Source organism: Streptomyces sp. BRA346 (assembly GCF_052851135.1).
This window is the reverse complement of record NZ_JAIWIH010000006.1, coordinates 477452-494900: the sequence shown is the minus strand read 5'-3', so window position 1 is coordinate 494900 and position 17449 is coordinate 477452. Positions and strand designations below refer to the sequence as shown.

Below are 17449 nucleotides of genomic sequence, written 5' to 3'. Positions count from 1 at the left end.
CCCCGCGCACGGTCGATCACGCTCCCAGGTGACCGAGGGTCTGGCGCACCAGCTCCAGGAACTGCGAGAGGGCACCGGAGCCGTCGGCGGCCTGTGCGTCGGACGGCCCGGTGAGCAGGAGCAGCAGCGCCGCGAAGGCGAGGGCGGGCAGCGCGAGGGCCCACCACGGCAGCCGGACGTCCATGCCACCGTCCGCCGGGTTCGCGGGCCGGGTGGGGGTGCGGGCGGACATGGGGATCGCCTCCGGTCGGGGAACCACGCTGCTTCGGATGGTTCGACGGTACGGAGCGGGCGGGCCGGTTCCCATCCGGTGATCCACCCAGTTCCCCCTGACCCTGGCCCCCTAGGGGATGGTGGTGCTGCCCCCACCCCCGCCGGTGCGGGGGCGGGCGGGCGTCAGGGGGAGACGATGGTGGCGATCACGCCGATGACCACAGTGATCCCGAGCATCACGCCCAGGATGAGGAGGAGCTTCTTCTGGCCGTCCGGCGGGTTCTCATCGAGCACTGGCATGGGCTCAGTGTCCCACCCGGCGGTCAGATCTCGTCTTCGAGGGTGCGGTCACGCCCGGCCAGCAGGCCCGTCACGATCTGCGGCACCATCAGCCCGGCCATCAGCGCGAGCGGCGCCCCCCAGCCCCCGCTGTGCTGGTACAGCGCGCCGACCAGCAGCGGACCCGGGATGGACAGCAGATAGCCGGTGCTCTGGGCGAAGGCGGAGAGCCGGACCACGCCCGCGCTGGTCCTGGCCCGCATGCTGATCATCGTGAGGGCGAGCGGGAAGGCGCAGTTGGCGACGCCGAGCAGGACGGCCCACACCCAGGCGCCGCCCGCCGGGGCCAGCCACAGACCGGTGTAGCCGATGAGCCCGCAGACGCCGAGGACCACGGCCAGCACGCCCTGGTTGCGCAGCCGGGCCGCCACGCGGGGCAGGACGAACGCCAGCGGGACGCCCATGGCCATGATGACCGCGAGCAGCACCCCGGAGGTGGAGGCGGAGACCCCCGCGTCGCGGAAGATCTGCGGCATCCAGCCCATGGTGATGTACGCGGCGGTGGACTGGAGGCCGAAGAAGACGGCCATCGCCCAGGCGGTGGGGCTCCGGGTGATCCGGGCGCCCGCCGCGCCGGACGCGGACTGGTCGGAGGCGGGCTCCGGGGCGGCCGCTCGCTCGGTCCGGCGGTGCGTACGGTCGCGGGCGAGGAACAGCCAGGGCACCATCGCGACCCCGGCGAGCACCGCCCACACCCCGAGCCCGGCGCGCCAGCTGCCGCCCAGCGCGTCGGTCATGGGCACCGTGGCGGCCGCGGCGCTGGCCGTGCCCAGTGACAGCCCCATGGAGTAGAGGCCGGTCATCGAGCCCACCCGGTCCGGGAACCAGCCCTTGACGATCACCGGCATCAGGATGTTGCTGACCGCGATCCCGGCCAGGCCGAGGGCGCTGGCGCACAGGAAGGCCACGGTCCCGCCCGCCAACGGGCGCAGCGCCAGGCCCGTGGCGATGGCCACGAGACCGGTGCAGACGACGGCCCCGGGACCGAAGCGGCGGGCCAGCCGGGGCGCGGTGATGCCGAAGACGGCGAAGCAGGCCGCGGGCATCGAGGTGAGCAGCCCGGCGATGGTTCCGCTCATGCCGAGGTCGTCGCGGACCTCCTTCAGGAGTGGGCCGAGGCTGGTGACGGCGGGGCGCAGGTTCAGCGCGGCCAGCAGCAGGCCGACGACCACGATGCGGCGGCGCCACGGCGAGGGCGCGGGGTGCGGTTCGTGGTCCCGTTGGGCGGGGGCCGCGGGGTCGAGCGTCGCGAGGTCGTCGTTGGACATGCCGACCATCATAGAATCATGGGATGAATGCCTGTCCAGTTGATATGTAACCGCGGGGTGACAACCAGACGGCATCATGGAACGGCTCGTGATGGAACGGCTCGTTTCGCAGCCCCAGCAAGCCCAGCAGTCCCAACAGGCCCAGCAGTCCCGACAGGCCCAACAGGCCAGCAGGCCCCAGGCACAGGAGAGTCATGCCGCTGACGTCGACCCAGCGCTCCGCCCTCGCCGACCAGGTGATCGCCCAGCTGCGCGCCCAGATCACCTCGGGCGAATGGCCGGTGGGCTCGCGGATCCCGACCGAGCCCGAACTGGTCGAGCAGCTCGGGGTGGCGCGCAACACCGTGCGCGAGGCGGTGCGCGCGCTGGCGCACAACGGCCTGCTGGACATCCGGCAGGGCTCGGGCACGTACGTCCTCGCGACCAGCGAGCTGGCCGGGGTGATGCACCGCCGCTTCGCGAGCGCCGACCCTCGGCACGTGGCCGAGCTGCGCAGCGCCCTGGAGACGAAGGCCGCGCAGCTGGCCGCGGAGCGCCGTACCGAACAGGACGTCAAGCAGATCGACGCGCAGCTGGACCGGCGCGAGCGGGCCTGGGAGTCCGGTGACGCGGACGTGTTCGTGGAGGCGGACGCGACACTCCACATGGCGATCGTGGCCGCCGCCCACAACGACGTACTGGAGGCGCTCTACGCGGACCTGGGAGCGGTCGTACGGGACTTCCTGCGCGCCGACGTGGCCGACGGCATGAGCCCCGAGGCGTACGTGGACCACGCGCGGCTGGTGGAGGCCATCCGGCAGCGGGACGGGGAGCGGGCGGCGGCCGAGGCGAGCACCCACCCGTTCGCCTGCCGCCTCGGGCCCGAGGCCGACTGAGCGCCCCCTCAGCGGCGGCGGTGGGTGACCCACGCCCGGCGGATGTCCTTCCAGCAGCGCTCGTCCAGCTCCACGTGCTGCGCCGGGCCCACCTCCACCCGGCGGCTGTCCATGTCCGGGTCCCACCAGCGGGCGCATTCGACGTGCAGCTGCACCCGGTCGGCGTCGGGGTAGGGGTTGAAGCAGCTGGCGGTGGCGTGCGAGCCGCGCAGCGCCGTGGAACAGGCGGCCTCGCGCGGCCGGGGGCGCTCCTGCGGGGCGGACGCGACAGAGGCAACGGACGCGACGGAGTCGGAGGCGGCGAGGACGCACCCGATCGCGGCGACGATCAGCGAGGCGACCGCGAAGCGACGGGGCGTACGCATGGCAGGACCTCCTCGGCCGGGCTGTCGCTCCGCGAGTCGTGCCTTGTCGTGTGGTGTCTCCACCCTGCGTGCGGCGCCACCCGCCCGCCCGCCCGCTGGTCCGAACGGGTGAGGTGTTGATACGCACCCCCGACATGCGAACGGCCGCCGCCCCTGCCCCGCTTTCGCGCGGGACGGGACGGCGGCCGTAGCGACGCGTCCGGGTGCTCAGGCGCCCATCATGTGCACGCCGCCGTCGACGTGCACGATCTCGCCGGTGGTGCGCGGGAACCAGTCGGACAGCAGGGCGACGACACCGCGGCCCGCGGGCTCCGGGTCGGTGAGGTCCCAGCCGATCGGGGCCCGGTGGTTCCAGACGTCGGCCAGCTCCTCGAAGCCCGGGATGGACTTCGCGGCCATGGACTTGATGGGCCCGGCCGAGACCAGGTTGCAGCGCACGTTCTTCTCGCCCAGGTCGCGGGCGAGGTAGCGGCTGGTCGACTCCAGGGCGGCCTTGGCCACGCCCATCCAGTCGTACTTCGGCCACGCGAACTGGGCGTCGAAGGTCAGGCCGACGATGGAGCCGCCGCGCGGCATGACCGGCAGGCAGGCCATGGTGAGCGCCTTGAGGGAGTACGCCGAGACGTGCACGGCGGTGCCGACGTCCTCCCAGCTGCCCTCCAGGAAGTTGAACGCACCCTGCGGGCCGAAGGCGATGGAGTGCACGACCCCGTCGAGGCCGACGCCCTCCCCCAGGTGCTCGCGCACCTTGTCGGCGAGCCCGTCGAGGTGCTCCTGGTTCTGCACGTCCAGCTCGATGACCGGGGCGGGCTTGGGCAGCCGCTTGGCGATCCGCTCGACGAGGGAGACCCGGCCGAAGCCGGTCAGGATGACCTCGGCGCCCTCCTCCTGGGCGAGCTTCGCGGCGTGGAAGGCGATCGAGGACTCGGTGATGACGCCCGTGACGAGGATGCGCTTACCGGCGAGAATTCCACTCATGTCGTTCAGTGACCCATGCCCAATCCGCCGTCGACAGGGATGACGGCTCCAGTGATGTACGCGGCCTCGTCGGAGGCCAGGAAGCGGACCGAGGCGGCGATCTCCTCGGGCTGCGCGTAGCGCGCGAGCGGCACCTGCTTGACGATGTTCTCGCGCTGATCGTCGCTGAGCGCGCGCGTCATGTCCGTGTCGACGAAACCGGGCGCGACCACGTTGACGGTGATGTTCCGCGAGCCCAGCTCCCGGGCGAGCGAACGGGCGAAGCCCACCAGGCCCGCCTTGGACGCGGCGTAGTTCGCCTGCCCGGCCGAGCCCATGAGCCCGACCACCGACGAGATCAGCACCACGCGCCCCTTACGGGCCCGCAGCATGCCCCGGTTCGCCCGCTTGACCATGCGGAACGTACCGGTGAGGTTGGTGTCGAGGACGGAGGCGAAGTCCTCCTCCGACATCCGCATCAGCAGCTGGTCACGGGTGACCCCGGCGTTGGCCACCAGAACCTCGACCGCGCCGTGCTTCTCCTCGATCTCCTTGTACGCCTGCTCGACCTGCTCGGGCTCGGTGATGTCGCACTTCACCGCGAGAAAGCCGGCCGGCGGCTCGCCGGACCGATAGGTGATGGCGACCTTGTCGCCTGCGTCGGCGAAGGCCCGGGCGATGGCGAGGCCGATGCCGCGGTTGCCTCCGGTGACGAGAACCGAGCGGCTCAAGGGACCACCCTCTCTTGTAGAAGTCATGCCGGTCGCCACGCCGCACGTACGGGTGCCGACCCTTGCACTAACGAAAACTATCGGGCTCCGGGCGGCTCCGGAGAATCGAGCACACACAGGGGCGTGTGGCCGACCCTGTCGAGTCCCTACAGAAACCCCGCGCCAGCCGCCGATGCCCGGCCTGTGCGGGGAGCACTCGATCTCCGCCGCACTCGGTCCCTTATGGTGCGGACTACCCCCACCTGCGCGGGGAGCACTCGAGCACGACATGTACAAGAGAAGGTGGTCCCGGACCACCCCCGCCTGCGCGGGGAGCCCCCCTTGTACTGGCCTCGGGTGTACTCCGCGGCCGGTCCACCCCCACCCAGGCGGGGGTGGACCGATCCTTCACCTGATCTTGGCCGACGCTATGGAGTGGTCCCCGCGCAGGCGGGGCGCAGCCAGCGAAGGGTCTTGGCTACGCTGCCCGGATGATTCGCGCGGTGGTGCTCGACGTCGGCGAGACCTTGATCCGGGATGACCGGGGCTGGGCGGCGTGGGCCGACTGGCTGGGCGTTCCCCGGCACACCCTCTCGGCGCTGGTTGGCGCGGTCGTGACGCAGGGGCGCGACAACGCTGAGGCGCTGCGGCTCGTCCGACCCGGTATCGATATCGCTGCCGAGCGGGCCGCCATGGAGGCCAGCGGCGTCATCGAGCAGCTGGACGAGTCCGATCTCTATCCGGATGTACGTTCGGCCCTCGCAGCTCTTCGCCAACGCGGCGTGCGCGTCGTCATCGCGGGCAACCAGACGGCGCGTACCGGACAGTTGCTGCGGGACCTCGGGCTGCCGGTTGATGCGGTCGCCACCTCGGGAGAGTGGGGTGTGGCCAAGCCGGAACCCGGGTTCTTCGCCCTCGTCCTGGAGCTTGCGGGAACGGCTCCCGGTGAAACCGTCTACGTAGGCGATCACCCCGCGAACGACACGGGCCCGGCGAAGGCGGCGGGCCTGCGCGCCGCGCATCTGCGGCGTGGGCCCTGGGGCCATCTCTGGTCGGGTACGCCCGAGGCAGCTGCCGCTGACTGGCAGGTCGACTCGTTGTCGAGGGCGGGCCGCAGCCGGATGACACGCGGTTCGAGCAGAGCCCCCTGCTGGAGGAGCCGTACTTCCTGCTGGTGCCCGCCGACCACGCGCTGGCGCGGGCGGGGTCGGTGCGGCTGAAGGACGCGGCGGGCGAGGACTGGATCGTCGCAGACCCGGGCACCTGCGACCACGCGCAGCGGGTACGGGTGCTGTGCGCGGCGGCCGGGTTCTCGCCGCGGATCGTGCACGCCGCCACCCAGTGGTTGACGGTCTGGTCGCTGGTCGGGAACGGGCTGGGCGTCTCGCTGATCCCGCGGCTGGCCGAGGGCGGCTCGGCGGTGCGGGTTCCGTTGGCGAGCGGGACCATGCCGACGCGGCGGATCCTCACCTGCGTACGCCGGGGCAGTCGGCGGAACCCGCTCGTCGACCTCGGGATGCGGGCGCTGGACGACGCGGCGCGCGGCCACGGGGCCAGGGACGACTGGCCCCGATCCGCCTGACGGCTCACCGCCGCCCGCACCGGGTAACGCGATGGACACCCCCGGTGTCGTAGCGGCATGGTTCACTGCGGTCGGACATACATCGACGAAGGGGTCGCCCGTGTCGCACGAGATCGATCCGTCCTTCCTCGCGCTGCCGTTGCACGCGCTCGCCGACGCGGCGCTCGCGCGGGCGCGGGCGTTGGGGGCCGAGCATGCGGACTTCCGGTTCGAGCGGGTGCGCAGCGCCTCGTGGCGGCTGCGGGATGCCCGGGTCGCGGGGTCGTCCGACATCACGGACCTGGGGTATGCGGTGCGGGTGGTGCACGGGGGGAGCTGGGGGTTCGCGTCCGGCGTGGACCTGTCGATGGACGCGGCGGCGCGGGTGGCCTCGCAGGCCGTGGCGATGGCGAAGCTGTCGGCCAAGGTGATCGAGGCGGCCGGGTCGGACGAGAGGGTGGAGCTGGCGGACGAGCCGGTGCACGCCGACAGGACGTGGGTGTCGTCGTACGAGATCGATCCGTTCGACGTGCCGGACACGGACAAGACGGGACTGCTGGCCGAGTGGAGTGCGCGGCTGCTGGCGGCGGACGGGGTGGCGCATGCGGACGCGTCGCTGCTGACCGTCCATGAGAACAAGTTCTACGCGGATACGGCGGGCACCACGACCACCCAGCAGCGGGTGCGGCTGCATCCGCAGCTGACCGCGGTGGCGGTGGATCCGGCGAGCGGCGAGTTCGACTCGATGCGCACGCTGGCCCCGCCGGTCGGCCGCGGCTGGGAGTACCTCACCGGGGGCGGGGCCGGTAGCTGGGACTGGGACGCGGAGCTGGCCGAACTGCCCGGTCTGCTGGCGGAGAAGATGGCGGCTCCGTCGGTCGAGGCGGGCACGTACGACCTGGTGATCGATCCGTCCAATCTGTGGCTGACGATCCATGAGTCGATCGGCCACGCGACCGAGCTGGACCGGGCGCTGGGGTACGAGGCGGCGTACGCGGGGACGTCGTTCGCCACCTTCGACCAGCTGGGCAGCCTTCGGTACGGCTCGGAGATCATGAACGTCACCGGCGACCGGACCGCCGAACACGGGCTGGCCACGATCGGGTACGACGACGAGGGCGTCGCCGCGCAGTCCTGGGACCTGGTGAAGGACGGCAGGCTGGTGGGGTATCAGCTGGACCGCAGGATCGCCCGGTTGACCGGTCTGGGCCGGTCCAACGGGTGTGCGTACGCTGATTCGCCGGGGCATGTGCCGGTGCAGCGGATGGCGAACGTGTCGCTGCGGCCCGACCCCGGCGGCCCGGCCACGGACGGGCTCATCGGCGATGTCGAGAACGGGCTCTATCTGGTCGGCGACCGCTCCTGGTCGATCGATATGCAGCGCTACAACTTCCAGTTCACGGCGCAGCGGGCGTACCGCATCCGGAACGGGGAGCTGGCCGGGCAGGTGCGGGACTTCGCGTACCAGGCGACCACCACCGACTTCTGGGGCTCGATGACGGCGGTCGGCGGGCCGGAGACGTACGTCCTGGGCGGCGCCTTCAACTGCGGCAAGGCCCAGCCCGGCCAGGTCGCGTCGGTGTCGCACGGCTGCCCCTCCGCGCTCTTCCGCGGCGTGAACATCCTCAACACCACCCAGGAGGCGGGAGCATGAGCGTGAAGCCGCACGAGATCGTGGAGCGCACCCTGGAGCTGTCCCGCGCGGACGGCTGCGTGGTGATCGCGAACGAGACGTCGACCGCCAACCTCCGCTGGGCGGGCAACGCGCTGACCACCAACGGCGTCACCCGCGGCCGCACCCTGACCGTGGTGGCCACCGTGGACGGCGCGGAGGGCACCGCCTCCGGGGTGGTGTCCCGGTCGGCCGTGACCGCCGAGGAGCTGGAGCCCCTGGTACGGGCCGCCGAGGCGGCCGCGCGGGACGCGGGCCCGGCCGAGGACGCCCAGCCGCTGGTCGAGACCCGGGCCGCCTCCCCCGACTTCACCGACTCCCCCGCCGAGACCTCCTCGGAGGTGTTCGCGGCGTTCGCGCCCGCCCTCGGCGAGGCGTTCGGCGCCGCCCGCGCGGGCGGCCGGGAGCTGTACGGGTTCGCCAGCCATGAGGTGGTCTCCAGCTATCTGGGCACCTCCGGCGGGCTGCGGCTGCGCCACGACCAGCCGAGCGGCACGCTGGAGCTGAACGCCAAGTCGCCGGACATGACGCGCTCGGCCTGGGCCGGGCGGGCGACCCGCGACTTCACGGACGTCGACCCGGCCGCGATCGACGCCGAGCTGGCCCGGCGGCTGCGCTGGGCCGAGCGGAAGGTCGAGCTTCCGGCGGGCCGCTACGAGACGCTGCTGCCCCCGACCGCCGTCGCCGATCTGCTGATCTACCAGCTGTGGTCCTCGTCGGCCCGGGACGCGGCGGAGGGCCGTACGGTCTTCAGCAAGCCGGGCGGCGGCACCCGGGTCGGGGACACGCTGTCGGAGCTGCCGCTGACGCTGCGCAGCGACCCGCACGAGCCGGGTCTCGAGGCGGCGCCGTTCGTGATCGCGCACTCCTCCGGGGACGACGCGTCGGTGTTCGACAACGGGCTGCCGCTGCCCGCCACCGACTGGATCCGGGACGGGGTGCTGAAGCACCTGGTCACCACCCGGCACTCGGCGGGGCTGACCGGGCTGCCCCTGGCGCCGGGGATCGACAACCTGATCCTGGACGCGGGCGGCACCCGCTCGCTGGAGGAGATGGTCGCCTCGACCGAGCGGGGCCTGCTGCTGACCTGCCTGTGGTACATCCGCGAGGTCGATCCGGCCACCCTGCTGCTGACCGGGCTGACCCGGGACGGGGTGTACCTGGTGGAGGGCGGCGAGGTCGTCGGCGAGGTGAACAACTTCCGGTTCAACGAGTCGCCGGTGAGCCTGCTGTCCCGCGCCACCGAGGCGGGGCGCACCGAGCCGACCCTGCCGCGCGAGTGGGGCGACTACTTCACCCGGGCGGCGATGCCCGCGCTGCGGATCCCGGACTTCAACATGAGCTCGGTCAGCAAGGGGGTGTGAGACGGCAGGGGGGTGGGACCGGCCGGACGATATTGAGTCCGGCCGTGCGGGACCGGCGAATAGACTGGTCCCCGCCCACCCGTCCGCCTCCCACTCTCACCAGGAACCCCATGACACGCCTCGGCGCATCCGTCGCCCGCGCCCGCGAGCTGCTCGACCAGGACCTCTCCTCCGACAAGACCGTCGAGCAACTGCTCGCCGAGACGTCCGCCCGGCGCTCCCTCGATCTGAGCGACCTGTCGGCACAGGAGCAGGCCGAGCTGATCGCCTCCCGTACGGTCGAGGTCCTGCCGGGGATCAAGGAGCTGGCCGAGCGGATCGAGGAGCGCCGGGCCGCGGGCCAGGGCCTCGCCATCAAGCTGGGCATCGATCCGACGGCCGCCGATGTGCACCTCGGCCACACCGTGCCGATGATCGTCCTCAACCGCTTCCAGCGGATGGGGCACGACGTCACGCTGCTGATCGGTGACTTCACGGCCAAGATCGGCGACCCGTCGGGGCGTACGGCCGAGCGGCCGCCGCTCACCGACGACGACATCGCGCGGAACCTCGCGGGCTACCAGGAGCAGGTCCGGCCGTTCTTCGACTTCGAGAAGGTCAGCTTCCGGCAGAACAGCGAGTGGCTGTCGCCGTACACCTTCCCGGAGTTGCTGGGGCTGCTCGCCCAGGTGCCGGTGTCGCAGCTGCTCCAGCGCGAGGACTTCCGCAACCGGCTGGCCGCGGGGTCCGGGCTGACCATGTCCGAGCTGTTGTACCCGATCGCGCAGGGCCTGGACTCGGTGGCGTTGGAGAGCGACGTGGAGCTGGGCGGCGCCGATCAGCTGCTCAACCTCCAGATGGGCCGCAAGCTGATGGAGCTGCGCGGCCAGCAGCCGCAGCTGGTCGTCACCATGCCGCTGATCGAGGGCACGGACGGCACCGGCGCCAAGATGTCCAAGTCCAAGGGCAACTACGTGGCGCTCAGCGCGCCCGCCGACGATGTCTTCGGCAAGATCATGTCGATCCCGGACCGGCTGATGAAGCCGTACCTGGAGGCGTGGACGGAGTGGACGGACGCGGAGATCGCCGCCGCGACCACCCGGCTGGAGACCAAGTCCCTGCACCCGATGGACCTCAAGAAGGTGCTGGCGGGTGAGGTCGTGGCGGCGCTGTACGGCGTCGAGGCGGCGATGAAGGCGCGCGCGGGGTTCATCGCGCAGTTCTCCAAGAAGAGCTTCACCGACGTCGGGACGCTGCCGGTGGTCGACGCCGCGGAGCACGGCGGCGAGACCATCGCGACCGTGCTGAGCAAGGTCCTGGAGTTCCAGCCGAGCGCGTCGGCGGCCCGCCGGGTCGCCAAGCAGAACGGTCTGCGGCTGGTCGTGGAGGCCGAGGACGGCCAGAAGGCGATCGTGCTCGCCGAGGCCCAGGCGGTACGGCCGCTGGCCGAGGTGGTCGCGGAGGTGCTGGCGGACGCCGGGCTCGCCCCGGCCTCCGGCGGGGTCTACCTCAAGGCCGGACGGAAGATCGCCCAGCTCCAGGGCGTGTGACCCGCCACATCCCGGACGGAGCGGCGGCCGGTGCGCTTCCACCATGCGCGCCGGCCGCCGCGGCTTCCGCAGTGCGCCCCCGGCCCTCGGCCCCGCTCAGGCCCGTTCTCTCCTGCCGCCGTGGCGGATCGTCTGCCACAGCGGGGTGCCGAGCGCGACGATCACGATGGCTCCGGCCAGCTGGAGCAGATGCCGGATCCAGTCGAATCCGCCGGTGTGCCTGACCCCGATCCATCCGGCCACCGCGTTGCCGACGATGGCTCCGAGGATGCCGTAAATGCAGGTCAGCCACAGCGGGATGTCTTGCTTGCCCGGCAGGATCGCCCTGGCGATCACACCGAGGATGATTCCTACGACGATCGCCCACAGCCAGTTCATGTCGCCTCCTGACGCGGCGGGGGATGCGCGTTTCCTCCCAGTGTTCGACCGTTTTCGCTACGGCGCATGTTGAACCGTCCCGTACGTGCCGTGGCGTACGGGCGTCGCCACCCATCGGGGTGCCCCGGTCTCGAACCGTATGGGGGCGCGGCGTAACGTTGAGTACGTATCGGAGCGGGGGGTACCTGCTCGGGGACCAGGTGGTGGAACGTGATGCGGAAGCACAGCGAGACCGAGGTCTTCCGGATCACCGGGGCCCGTCAGGGGCTGGCCGACGACGTGCGCGGTCGGCAGCGGCGCTATGTGATCTCGATGTCGGTGCGGACGGTGGCGGTCGTGCTGGCGGCCGTGCTGTGGAACGTCGAGCGCCATGTGGCCATCGTTGCCCTGGTGCTGGGTGTGCTGCTGCCCTATGTGGCGGTGGTGATCGCGAACGCGGGCCGGGAGAACGCCCCTTCGCTCCCCACGACCTTCGTCCCGACGCCGATGCGCCCGATGCTCACCGCGGGCCGGGACGAGGCACCATCGGATGCGGAACCGCCACCGGCGCCGCATTCGGCACCGCATGCGGCATCGGCGGAACCCGGTCCGGAAGATGCCGCACACACCAGCGAGGATGGACGCGGGGGACACGGCTGACCTGCCGCGTTTCCGGAAGCTCAGGAAAACCTCAGATCAATCATGCTGTTCCGGTGCACCGCGCCCTATCCCTCGTGACATACTTCGTACGCGCTCCGCATCCCCCGTCGGAGCGACGGACCGACGCCGGGCGGCTCCCCCCGTGGCTGCCCGGCGTCGTCATGTCCGCGCCACTTTCTGTCAAGACGACGGTGTCCGTAGCATCTGCGGTGTGAACATCCTCAACGCCGCCACCGAGACCGACACCCCGATCTGCTCCGCCAAGGGCTGCCGCGCCCCCGCCGTCTGGGTGCTGGCCTGGAACAACCCCAAGCTCCACACCCCGGAGCGGCGGAAGACCTGGCTGGCGTGCGAGGAGCACCGCGAGCACCTGTCGAAGTTCCTGGGCATGCGCGGCTTCCTGAAGGACGTCGTGGCCCTGGAGGAGTGGTCGGCCGCCGAAAACCAGTGAGCGGCCGCGGACGCCGGTGAGCGCCCGCGGACGCCGGTGGTCAGCCGCCGATCGCCGACATCGGGCGGTCCGGCTGGAGGAACGACGGGTCGTCCAGCCCGGACCCCGCCTTCTTCCCCCACATCGCCTGCCGCCACAGCCGGGCGATCTCCTCGTCCGGCGCGCCGGAGCGCAGCGCGCCCCGCAGGTCGGACTCCTCGCGCGCGAACAGGCAGGTGCGGACCTGTCCGTCGGCGGTGAGCCGGGTGCGGTCGCAGGCGCGGCAGAAGGGGCGGGTGACGGAGGCGATGACGCCGACGCGGGCCGGGCCGCCGTCGACGAGCCAGCGCTCGGCGGGGGCGGAGCCGCGCTCGTCGTCGCCCTCCGCGGTGAGGGTGAAGCGGGTGCGCAGGCTCTCCAGGATGTCCCCGGCGGTGATCATGCCCTCGCGCTGCCAGCCGTGCTGGGCGTCGAGCGGCATCTGCTCGATGAAGCGCAGCTCGTAGCCGCTGTCCAGGGCCCAGGCGAGCAGGTCGGGGGCCTCGTCGTCGTTGAGCCCGGGCATCAGCACGGCGTTGACCTTGACCGGGGTGAGCCCGGCGGCGTGCGCGGCGGCGAGGCCGCGCATCACGTCGCCGTGGCGCTTGCGCCGGGTCATGGTCTGGAAGACGTCGGGGCGCAGGGTGTCGAGCGAGACGTTGACCCGGTCCAGACCGGCGTCGCGCAGGGCGGCGGCGGTGCGCTCCAGCCCGATGCCGTTGGTGGTCAGCGACATCTCGGGGCGCGGGGTCAGGGCGGCGCAGCGCTCGACGATGGAGACGAGGCCGGGGCGCAGCAGCGGCTCACCACCGGTGAAGCGGACCTCGGTGACGCCGAGGTCCGTGACGGCGATCCGGATCAGCCGGACGATCTCGTCGTCGGTGAGCAGATCCGGTTTGGCGAGCCATTGGAGTCCCTCTTCCGGCATGCAGTAGGTGCACCGCAGGTTGCACCGGTCGGTCAGGGAGACACGCAGGTCGGTGGCGACTCGACCATAGGTGTCGATCAGCATGTCGGCGGCCCCTCACGGTTCGCTTGCGTGACTGCGGTCAATTGTCCCGCACCGTACGCGAAGGCACTGACAGCGAGGGGCCGCCGGGGGTTGTCAGGGGTGTTCGGCAAGACACCCCTGAGGCCTCAGTGGGCGCCGTGTCCGGTGAGCGAGCGGACCTCCAGTTCCGCGTACTTGGCCTTGTCCGGCTCCTCCTTGGAGACGATCGTGCCCAGCCAGCCGAGCAGGAAGCCCAGCGGGATGGAGATCAGGCCGGGGTTCTCCAGCGGGAACCAGTGGAAGTCGACGTCCGGGAACATCGAGGTCGGCTTGCCGGAGACGACGGGCGAGAAGAGCACCAGGAAGACGGAGGAGATGAGCCCGCCGTAGATCGACCAGAGGGCGCCCTGCGTGGTGAAACGTTTCCAGAACAGGCTGTAGAGGATGGTGGGCAGATTGGCGGAGGCCGCGACCGCGAAGGCGAGGGCGACGAGCCCCGCGACGTTGAGATCTCGCGCGAACACCCCGAGGACGACGGCGACGGTGCCGATGCCGACGGTGGCCCAGCGGGCGGCCCCGATCTCCTCCTTCTGCGTCGCCTGGCCCTTGCGGATCACGTTGGCGTACAGGTCGTGGGCGAAGGACGACGAGGAGGCGAGGGTGAGCCCGGCGACCACGGCGAGGATGGTGGCGAACGCCACCGCGGAGATCACCGCGAGCAGGATCGCGCCGCCGGTGGAGTCCGCGCCGCCGCCGATCTCCTCGGCGAGCAGGGGCGCCGCGGTGTTGCCGGACTTGTTGGAGGCGATGATCGCGTCGTGGTCCAGCAGGGCCGCCGCGCCGAAGCCGAGCGCGATCGTCATCAGGTAGAAGCCGCCGATGATGCCGATCGCCCAGTTGACCGACTTACGGGCGGCCTGGGCGGTGGGGACGGTGTAGAAGCGGATGAGGATGTGCGGCAGTCCGGCGGTGCCGAGGACCAGCGCGATGCCGAGCGAGAGGAAGTCGAGCTTGGAGGTGGCGTTGACGCCGTACTTCAGGCCCGGCTCCAGGAACGCGCTGCCCATGCCGCTGTTCTTGGCCGCCTCGCCCAGCAGCTCGGAGACGTTGAAGTTGAACTTGAGCAGCACCAGGAAGGTGATCAGCAGCGTTCCCGCGATGAGCAGGACGGCCTTGACCATCTGCACCCAGGTGGTGCCCTTCATGCCGCCGATGGTGACGTAGAGCATCATCACCACGCCGACCAGCACGACGATGAGGATCTTCCCGGCCTCGCTGGTGATGCCCAGCAGCAGCGAGACGAGGACGCCCGCGCCCGCCATCTGGGCCAGCAGGTAGAAGATCGACACGACGATGGTGGAGACGCCCGCGGCGGTGCGCACCGGGCGCTGGCGCATCCGGTAGGCGAGCACGTCGCCCATGGTGTAGCGGCCGGAGTTGCGCAGCGGCTCGGCGACCAGGAGCAGGGCGACCAGCCAGGCGACGAGGAAGCCGATGGAGTACAGGAAGCCGTCGTAGCCGGAGAGCGCGATGGCTCCGGCGATGCCGAGGAAGGACGCGGCGGACATGTAGTCGCCGGAGATGGCGAGCCCGTTCTGGAAGCCGGAGAACTGTCTGCCGCCGGCGTAGAAGTCGTTGGCGTCCTTGGTCTGCCGGCCCGCCCAGACGGTGAGGGCCAGGGTCGCCACGACGAAGACCGTGAAGAGCGTGATGATCAGCGGACGGTTGTCCGAAGCGCTCTCGGCCGCAAGTAGGTAGTTACTCACGCCGTGCCCCTTCCATTCGCCCCGCCGCGGTAGCGGCTGATGTCACTGCCGCCCACGCGGCGCAGAGGCGCGGCTTTGCGTGTCGTCTGCGGCCCGGCGGCCGCGTGTGCGTCGCTCATGAGCCATCCCCCAGCCGGGCCTTGATGGCCTCCGCGCGCGGATCGAGCTTGGCGGCGGCGTGCCGGGAGTACCACCAGGCGATGAGGAAGGTGGTCAGGAACTGGGCGAGGCCGAACACCAGGGCGACATTGATGTTGCCGACGAGCTTGGTGCCCATGAAGCCGCCCGCGTAGTTGGACAGCAGGACGTAGAGCAGGTACCAGCTGACGAACGCGATGGTCAGCGGGAAGGCGAACGACCGGTGTGCGGTGCGCAGTTCGCCGAATTCGGGGCTCGCCTGTACCTCGTCGTACGGGGGGCGATGATGCTGCCGCTGATCGTCGGGACGATCGCTGGCCGGTGCGGTATCCACGGTCTCTCCTGGTGAGTGGGTCTGACGGGGACGTACGACGGCGACGGTGATCCGGATCACGCATGGTAAAGCGGGAGCGAAGCCCACAACAGGGTCTGGTGGTTGAAAGACGGAGGGAAAAATCGCTGATGCGTTTGGATCCGGGCGCTGTGGCGGGTTTTCTTCCGGAATGTATTGATACCCGGCGATGATCAGCGATAGCTTCGCTCGTCATGTACCCGCCCACGCGCATCCGCGCTGCGGCGGTCGTTACGGATGAGGTGGAGACCCCATGGCTCAGCTGAGATCGGATGCCCCCAGACCCGGGACAGGTTCCACTGCGCGAGAGAAGACTTCCGGATCGCGGGGGCTGACGCCACGGGCCGTCGCCATACCCGCCGCCTTAGCGCTCACCGGCGCGCTGGCGTTCCTGCCGACCTCGGCGGGCGCGATCGGGCAGGACCAGCACATGCCCGCCGCCCCGGCGGCGACCGCCGACGGCCCGTCGCTGAGCTACGTCGTCAACGTCCGGCCGGGCCACCACGACGGCTCGCGGATCGGGAAGGCGATCAAGCAGGCCGGCGGCACGGTGGTCACCTCGTACGACCGGATCGGCGTCATCGTCGCCCACTCGGCGAACCCCGACTTCGCCAAGACCCTCCGTACGGTCCGCGGCGTCGCCTCCGCCGGTGCCACCCGCACCGCGCCGCTGCCCGCCCAGTCCACCGGCGACACCGGCGCCCCGAAGCTGCTGAGCGAGAAGGAGCGCAAGGCGGTCGCGGCCCGCGCCGAGGCCGGTCAGGACCCGCTGGAGCCGCTCCAGTGGGACCTGCCCGCCATCAAGGCGGACAAGGCCCACGAGAAGACCCTCGGCAGCCGCAAGGTGACGGTCGCGGTCATCGACACCGGCGTGGACGACACCCACCCCGACCTGGCGCCCAACTTCGACCGCAAGGCGTCGGTCAACTGCGTGTCCGGCAAGCCGAACACGGCCGACGGCGCCTGGCGGCCGAGCGCGGAGGAGAGCCCGCACGGCACCCACGTCGCGGGCGAGATCGCCGCCGCGAAGAACGGCATCGGCGTCACCGGGGTCGCCCCGGGCGTCAAGGTGTCCGGCATCAAGGTGTCCACGACCGCCGGGTTCTTCTACACCGAGGCCGTCGTCTGCGGCTTCATGTGGGCCGCCGAGCACGGTGTCGACGTCACCAACAACAGCTATTACACCGACCCGTGGTACTTCAACTGCACCGGGGACCCGGACCAGAAGGCCCTGGTCGACGCGGTGCGCCGGGCCTCGTCGTACGCCGAGCGCAAGGGCGTGGTCAACGTGGCCGCCGCGGGCAACGAGAACTACGACCTCACCTCCGACAAGATCACCGACACCTCCAGCCCGAACGACACCACTCCCGGTGAGCGGGTCATAGACCCCAGCACCTGCCTGGACATCCCGACCCAGCTGCCGGGTGTCGTCACCACCGCCTCGACGGGCGCCAAGGGGCTCAAGTCGTCGTTCTCCAACCACGGTCTCGGCGTCATCGACGTCGCGGCCCCCGGCGGCGACAGCACCGTCTACCAGAAGCCCGCGCCCCCGGCCGAGGACGGACGGATCTACAACACGCTCCCGGGCGGCAAGTACGGCTACATGGCGGGCACCTCGATGGCCTCCCCGCACGCGGCGGGCGTCGCGGCGCTCATCAAGAGCACCCACCCCGGGGCCTCCGCCGCACAGGTGAAGGCCCTCCTGAAGGCCCAGGCCGACGACACCGCCTGCCCGACGTCGTACGACATCGACGGCGACGGCGAGATCGACGCGGTGTGCGAGGGCGGCAAGGGCTACAACGGCTTCTACGGAGCCGGGCTCGTGGACGCCCTGGACGCGGTCAAGAAGTGACGCGCTGACAG

The 17449-nt window shown here is 71.1% G+C and carries 20 protein-coding genes; 9 read left to right on the top strand and 11 right to left on the bottom strand.

All coding sequences use genetic code 11. The features are described from left to right. Nucleotides 1–16 precede the first annotated feature (16 nt). The 3 genes from LCH29_RS12080 to LCH29_RS12070 form a co-directional block, all read right to left on the bottom strand. A complete protein-coding gene (locus LCH29_RS12080) occupies nucleotides 17–232 on the bottom strand; it encodes a hypothetical protein (RefSeq protein ID WP_446461682.1) in 216 nt (71 codons plus the stop codon). A gap of 164 nt (nucleotides 233–396) precedes the next feature. After that, nucleotides 397–513, bottom strand: coding sequence for an SGM_5486 family transporter-associated protein (locus LCH29_RS12075; RefSeq protein WP_257231780.1), 117 nt, complete (start codon nucleotides 511–513; stop codon nucleotides 397–399). 23 nt (nucleotides 514–536) lie between these two features. Then, complete coding sequence (locus tag LCH29_RS12070) at nucleotides 537–1820, bottom strand: CynX/NimT family MFS transporter (protein WP_446461681.1); 1284 nt, start codon at nucleotides 1818–1820, stop codon at nucleotides 537–539. Nucleotides 1821–2014: 194 nt separating this feature from the next. Between LCH29_RS12070 and LCH29_RS12065 the strand changes: the two genes are divergently transcribed. After that, nucleotides 2015–2695 (top strand): FadR/GntR family transcriptional regulator, encoded by a 681-nt coding sequence (locus LCH29_RS12065; protein ID WP_446461680.1) that lies wholly within the window; start codon nucleotides 2015–2017, stop codon nucleotides 2693–2695. A gap of 8 nt (nucleotides 2696–2703) precedes the next feature. On the opposite strand, the gene LCH29_RS12060 is transcribed toward LCH29_RS12065, so the two are convergent. From LCH29_RS12060 to fabG, 3 genes are all read right to left on the bottom strand, one after another. Then, nucleotides 2704–3060: a hypothetical protein gene (locus LCH29_RS12060; protein WP_446461679.1), complete on the bottom strand. Its 357-nt coding sequence runs from the start codon at nucleotides 3058–3060 to the stop codon at nucleotides 2704–2706. A 207-nt stretch (nucleotides 3061–3267) separates the two neighbouring features. Then, nucleotides 3268–4038, bottom strand: coding sequence for an enoyl-ACP reductase FabI (gene fabI, locus LCH29_RS12055; protein ID WP_446461678.1), 771 nt, complete (start codon nucleotides 4036–4038; stop codon nucleotides 3268–3270). Nucleotides 4039–4043: 5 nt separating this feature from the next. Continuing rightward, nucleotides 4044–4748: a 3-oxoacyl-[acyl-carrier-protein] reductase gene (gene fabG / locus LCH29_RS12050; RefSeq protein ID WP_446461677.1), complete on the bottom strand. Its 705-nt coding sequence runs from the start codon at nucleotides 4746–4748 to the stop codon at nucleotides 4044–4046. Nucleotides 4749–5218: 470 nt separating this feature from the next. On the opposite strand from fabG, the gene LCH29_RS12045 reads away from it, so the two are divergent. The 5 genes from LCH29_RS12045 (at nucleotide 5219) to tyrS (ending at nucleotide 10853) form a co-directional block, all read left to right on the top strand. Next, complete coding sequence (locus tag LCH29_RS12045; protein WP_446461676.1) at nucleotides 5219–5947, top strand: HAD family hydrolase; 729 nt, start codon at nucleotides 5219–5221, stop codon at nucleotides 5945–5947. Continuing rightward, nucleotides 5875–6309 carry a LysR substrate-binding domain-containing protein gene (locus tag LCH29_RS12040; protein WP_446461717.1) on the top strand — a complete coding sequence of 145 codons (435 nt, stop codon included), beginning with the start codon at nucleotides 5875–5877 and terminating at the stop codon, nucleotides 6307–6309. Before LCH29_RS12045 ends, LCH29_RS12040 begins: the two co-directional genes overlap by 73 nt. A 100-nt stretch (nucleotides 6310–6409) precedes the next feature. Further along, nucleotides 6410–7942, top strand: a complete 1533-nt coding sequence (locus LCH29_RS12035; protein ID WP_446461675.1) for a TldD/PmbA family protein — start codon at nucleotides 6410–6412, stop codon at nucleotides 7940–7942. Further along, nucleotides 7939–9324 carry a metallopeptidase TldD-related protein gene (locus LCH29_RS12030; RefSeq protein ID WP_446461674.1) on the top strand — a complete coding sequence of 462 codons (1386 nt, stop codon included), beginning with the start codon at nucleotides 7939–7941 and terminating at the stop codon, nucleotides 9322–9324. Before LCH29_RS12035 ends, LCH29_RS12030 begins: the two co-directional genes overlap by 4 nt. Before the next feature lie 110 nt (nucleotides 9325–9434). Continuing rightward, nucleotides 9435–10853: a tyrosine--tRNA ligase gene (gene tyrS / locus LCH29_RS12025; RefSeq protein ID WP_446461673.1), complete on the top strand. Its 1419-nt coding sequence runs from the start codon at nucleotides 9435–9437 to the stop codon at nucleotides 10851–10853. 96 nt (nucleotides 10854–10949) lie between these two features. Here tyrS and LCH29_RS12020 read toward each other — a convergent pair whose 3' ends face one another. Further along, nucleotides 10950–11231 (bottom strand): GlsB/YeaQ/YmgE family stress response membrane protein, encoded by a 282-nt coding sequence (locus tag LCH29_RS12020; protein ID WP_009718963.1) that lies wholly within the window; start codon nucleotides 11229–11231, stop codon nucleotides 10950–10952. 213 nt (nucleotides 11232–11444) lie between these two features. On the opposite strand from LCH29_RS12020, the gene LCH29_RS12015 reads away from it, so the two are divergent. Beyond that, nucleotides 11445–11870, top strand: a complete 426-nt coding sequence (locus tag LCH29_RS12015) for a DUF3099 domain-containing protein (protein WP_446461672.1) — start codon at nucleotides 11445–11447, stop codon at nucleotides 11868–11870. 211 nt (nucleotides 11871–12081) lie between these two features. Next, nucleotides 12082–12321 (top strand): hypothetical protein, encoded by a 240-nt coding sequence (locus LCH29_RS12010; protein WP_446461671.1) that lies wholly within the window; start codon nucleotides 12082–12084, stop codon nucleotides 12319–12321. Nucleotides 12322–12361: 40 nt separating this feature from the next. Here the strand turns inward: LCH29_RS12010 and moaA are convergent, their stop codons facing one another. From moaA to LCH29_RS11990, 4 genes are all read right to left on the bottom strand, one after another. Then, entirely contained in the window at nucleotides 12362–13351 is a 990-nt protein-coding gene (gene moaA / locus LCH29_RS12005; protein ID WP_446461670.1) for a GTP 3',8-cyclase MoaA, read from the bottom strand. 125 nt (nucleotides 13352–13476) lie between these two features. Beyond that, complete coding sequence (locus tag LCH29_RS12000; protein ID WP_446461669.1) at nucleotides 13477–15096, bottom strand: solute symporter family protein; 1620 nt, start codon at nucleotides 15094–15096, stop codon at nucleotides 13477–13479. Beyond that, nucleotides 15093–15215 carry a hypothetical protein gene (locus LCH29_RS11995; protein WP_446461668.1) on the bottom strand — a complete coding sequence of 41 codons (123 nt, stop codon included), beginning with the start codon at nucleotides 15213–15215 and terminating at the stop codon, nucleotides 15093–15095. Before LCH29_RS11995 ends, LCH29_RS12000 begins: the two co-directional genes overlap by 4 nt. After that, nucleotides 15212–15568, bottom strand: coding sequence for a DUF485 domain-containing protein (locus tag LCH29_RS11990; protein ID WP_358623421.1), 357 nt, complete (start codon nucleotides 15566–15568; stop codon nucleotides 15212–15214). Before LCH29_RS11990 ends, LCH29_RS11995 begins: the two co-directional genes overlap by 4 nt. 349 nt (nucleotides 15569–15917) lie before the next feature. Between LCH29_RS11990 and LCH29_RS11985 the strand changes: the two genes are divergently transcribed. After that, nucleotides 15918–17438: a S8 family peptidase gene (locus LCH29_RS11985; protein WP_446461716.1), complete on the top strand. Its 1521-nt coding sequence runs from the start codon at nucleotides 15918–15920 to the stop codon at nucleotides 17436–17438. Nucleotides 17439–17449: the final 11 nt, after the last annotated feature.

What these genes read in the sequence shown, in the direction of transcription:
- LCH29_RS12080 (WP_446461682.1), bottom strand. Translation starts at nt 232, where the DNA reads ATGTCCGCCCGCACCCCCACCCGGCCCGCGAACCCGGCGGACGGTGGC.
- LCH29_RS12075 (WP_257231780.1), bottom strand. Translation starts at nt 513, where the DNA reads ATGCCAGTGCTCGATGAGAACCCGCCGGACGGCCAGAAGAAGCTCCTC.
- LCH29_RS12070 (WP_446461681.1), bottom strand. Translation starts at nt 1,820, where the DNA reads ATGTCCAACGACGACCTCGCGACGCTCGACCCCGCGGCCCCCGCCCAA.
- LCH29_RS12065 (WP_446461680.1), top strand. Translation starts at nt 2,015, where the DNA reads ATGCCGCTGACGTCGACCCAGCGCTCCGCCCTCGCCGACCAGGTGATC.
- LCH29_RS12060 (WP_446461679.1), bottom strand. Translation starts at nt 3,060, where the DNA reads ATGCGTACGCCCCGTCGCTTCGCGGTCGCCTCGCTGATCGTCGCCGCG.
- fabI (WP_446461678.1), bottom strand. Translation starts at nt 4,038, where the DNA reads ATGAGTGGAATTCTCGCCGGTAAGCGCATCCTCGTCACGGGCGTCATC.
- LCH29_RS12045 (WP_446461676.1), top strand. Translation starts at nt 5,219, where the DNA reads ATGATTCGCGCGGTGGTGCTCGACGTCGGCGAGACCTTGATCCGGGAT.
- LCH29_RS12030 (WP_446461674.1), top strand. Translation starts at nt 7,939, where the DNA reads ATGAGCGTGAAGCCGCACGAGATCGTGGAGCGCACCCTGGAGCTGTCC.
- tyrS (WP_446461673.1), top strand. Translation starts at nt 9,435, where the DNA reads ATGACACGCCTCGGCGCATCCGTCGCCCGCGCCCGCGAGCTGCTCGAC.
- LCH29_RS12020 (WP_009718963.1), bottom strand. Translation starts at nt 11,231, where the DNA reads ATGAACTGGCTGTGGGCGATCGTCGTAGGAATCATCCTCGGTGTGATC.
- LCH29_RS12015 (WP_446461672.1), top strand. Translation starts at nt 11,445, where the DNA reads ATGCGGAAGCACAGCGAGACCGAGGTCTTCCGGATCACCGGGGCCCGT.
- moaA (WP_446461670.1), bottom strand. Translation starts at nt 13,351, where the DNA reads ATGCTGATCGACACCTATGGTCGAGTCGCCACCGACCTGCGTGTCTCC.
- LCH29_RS11995 (WP_446461668.1), bottom strand. Translation starts at nt 15,215, where the DNA reads ATGAGCGACGCACACGCGGCCGCCGGGCCGCAGACGACACGCAAAGCC.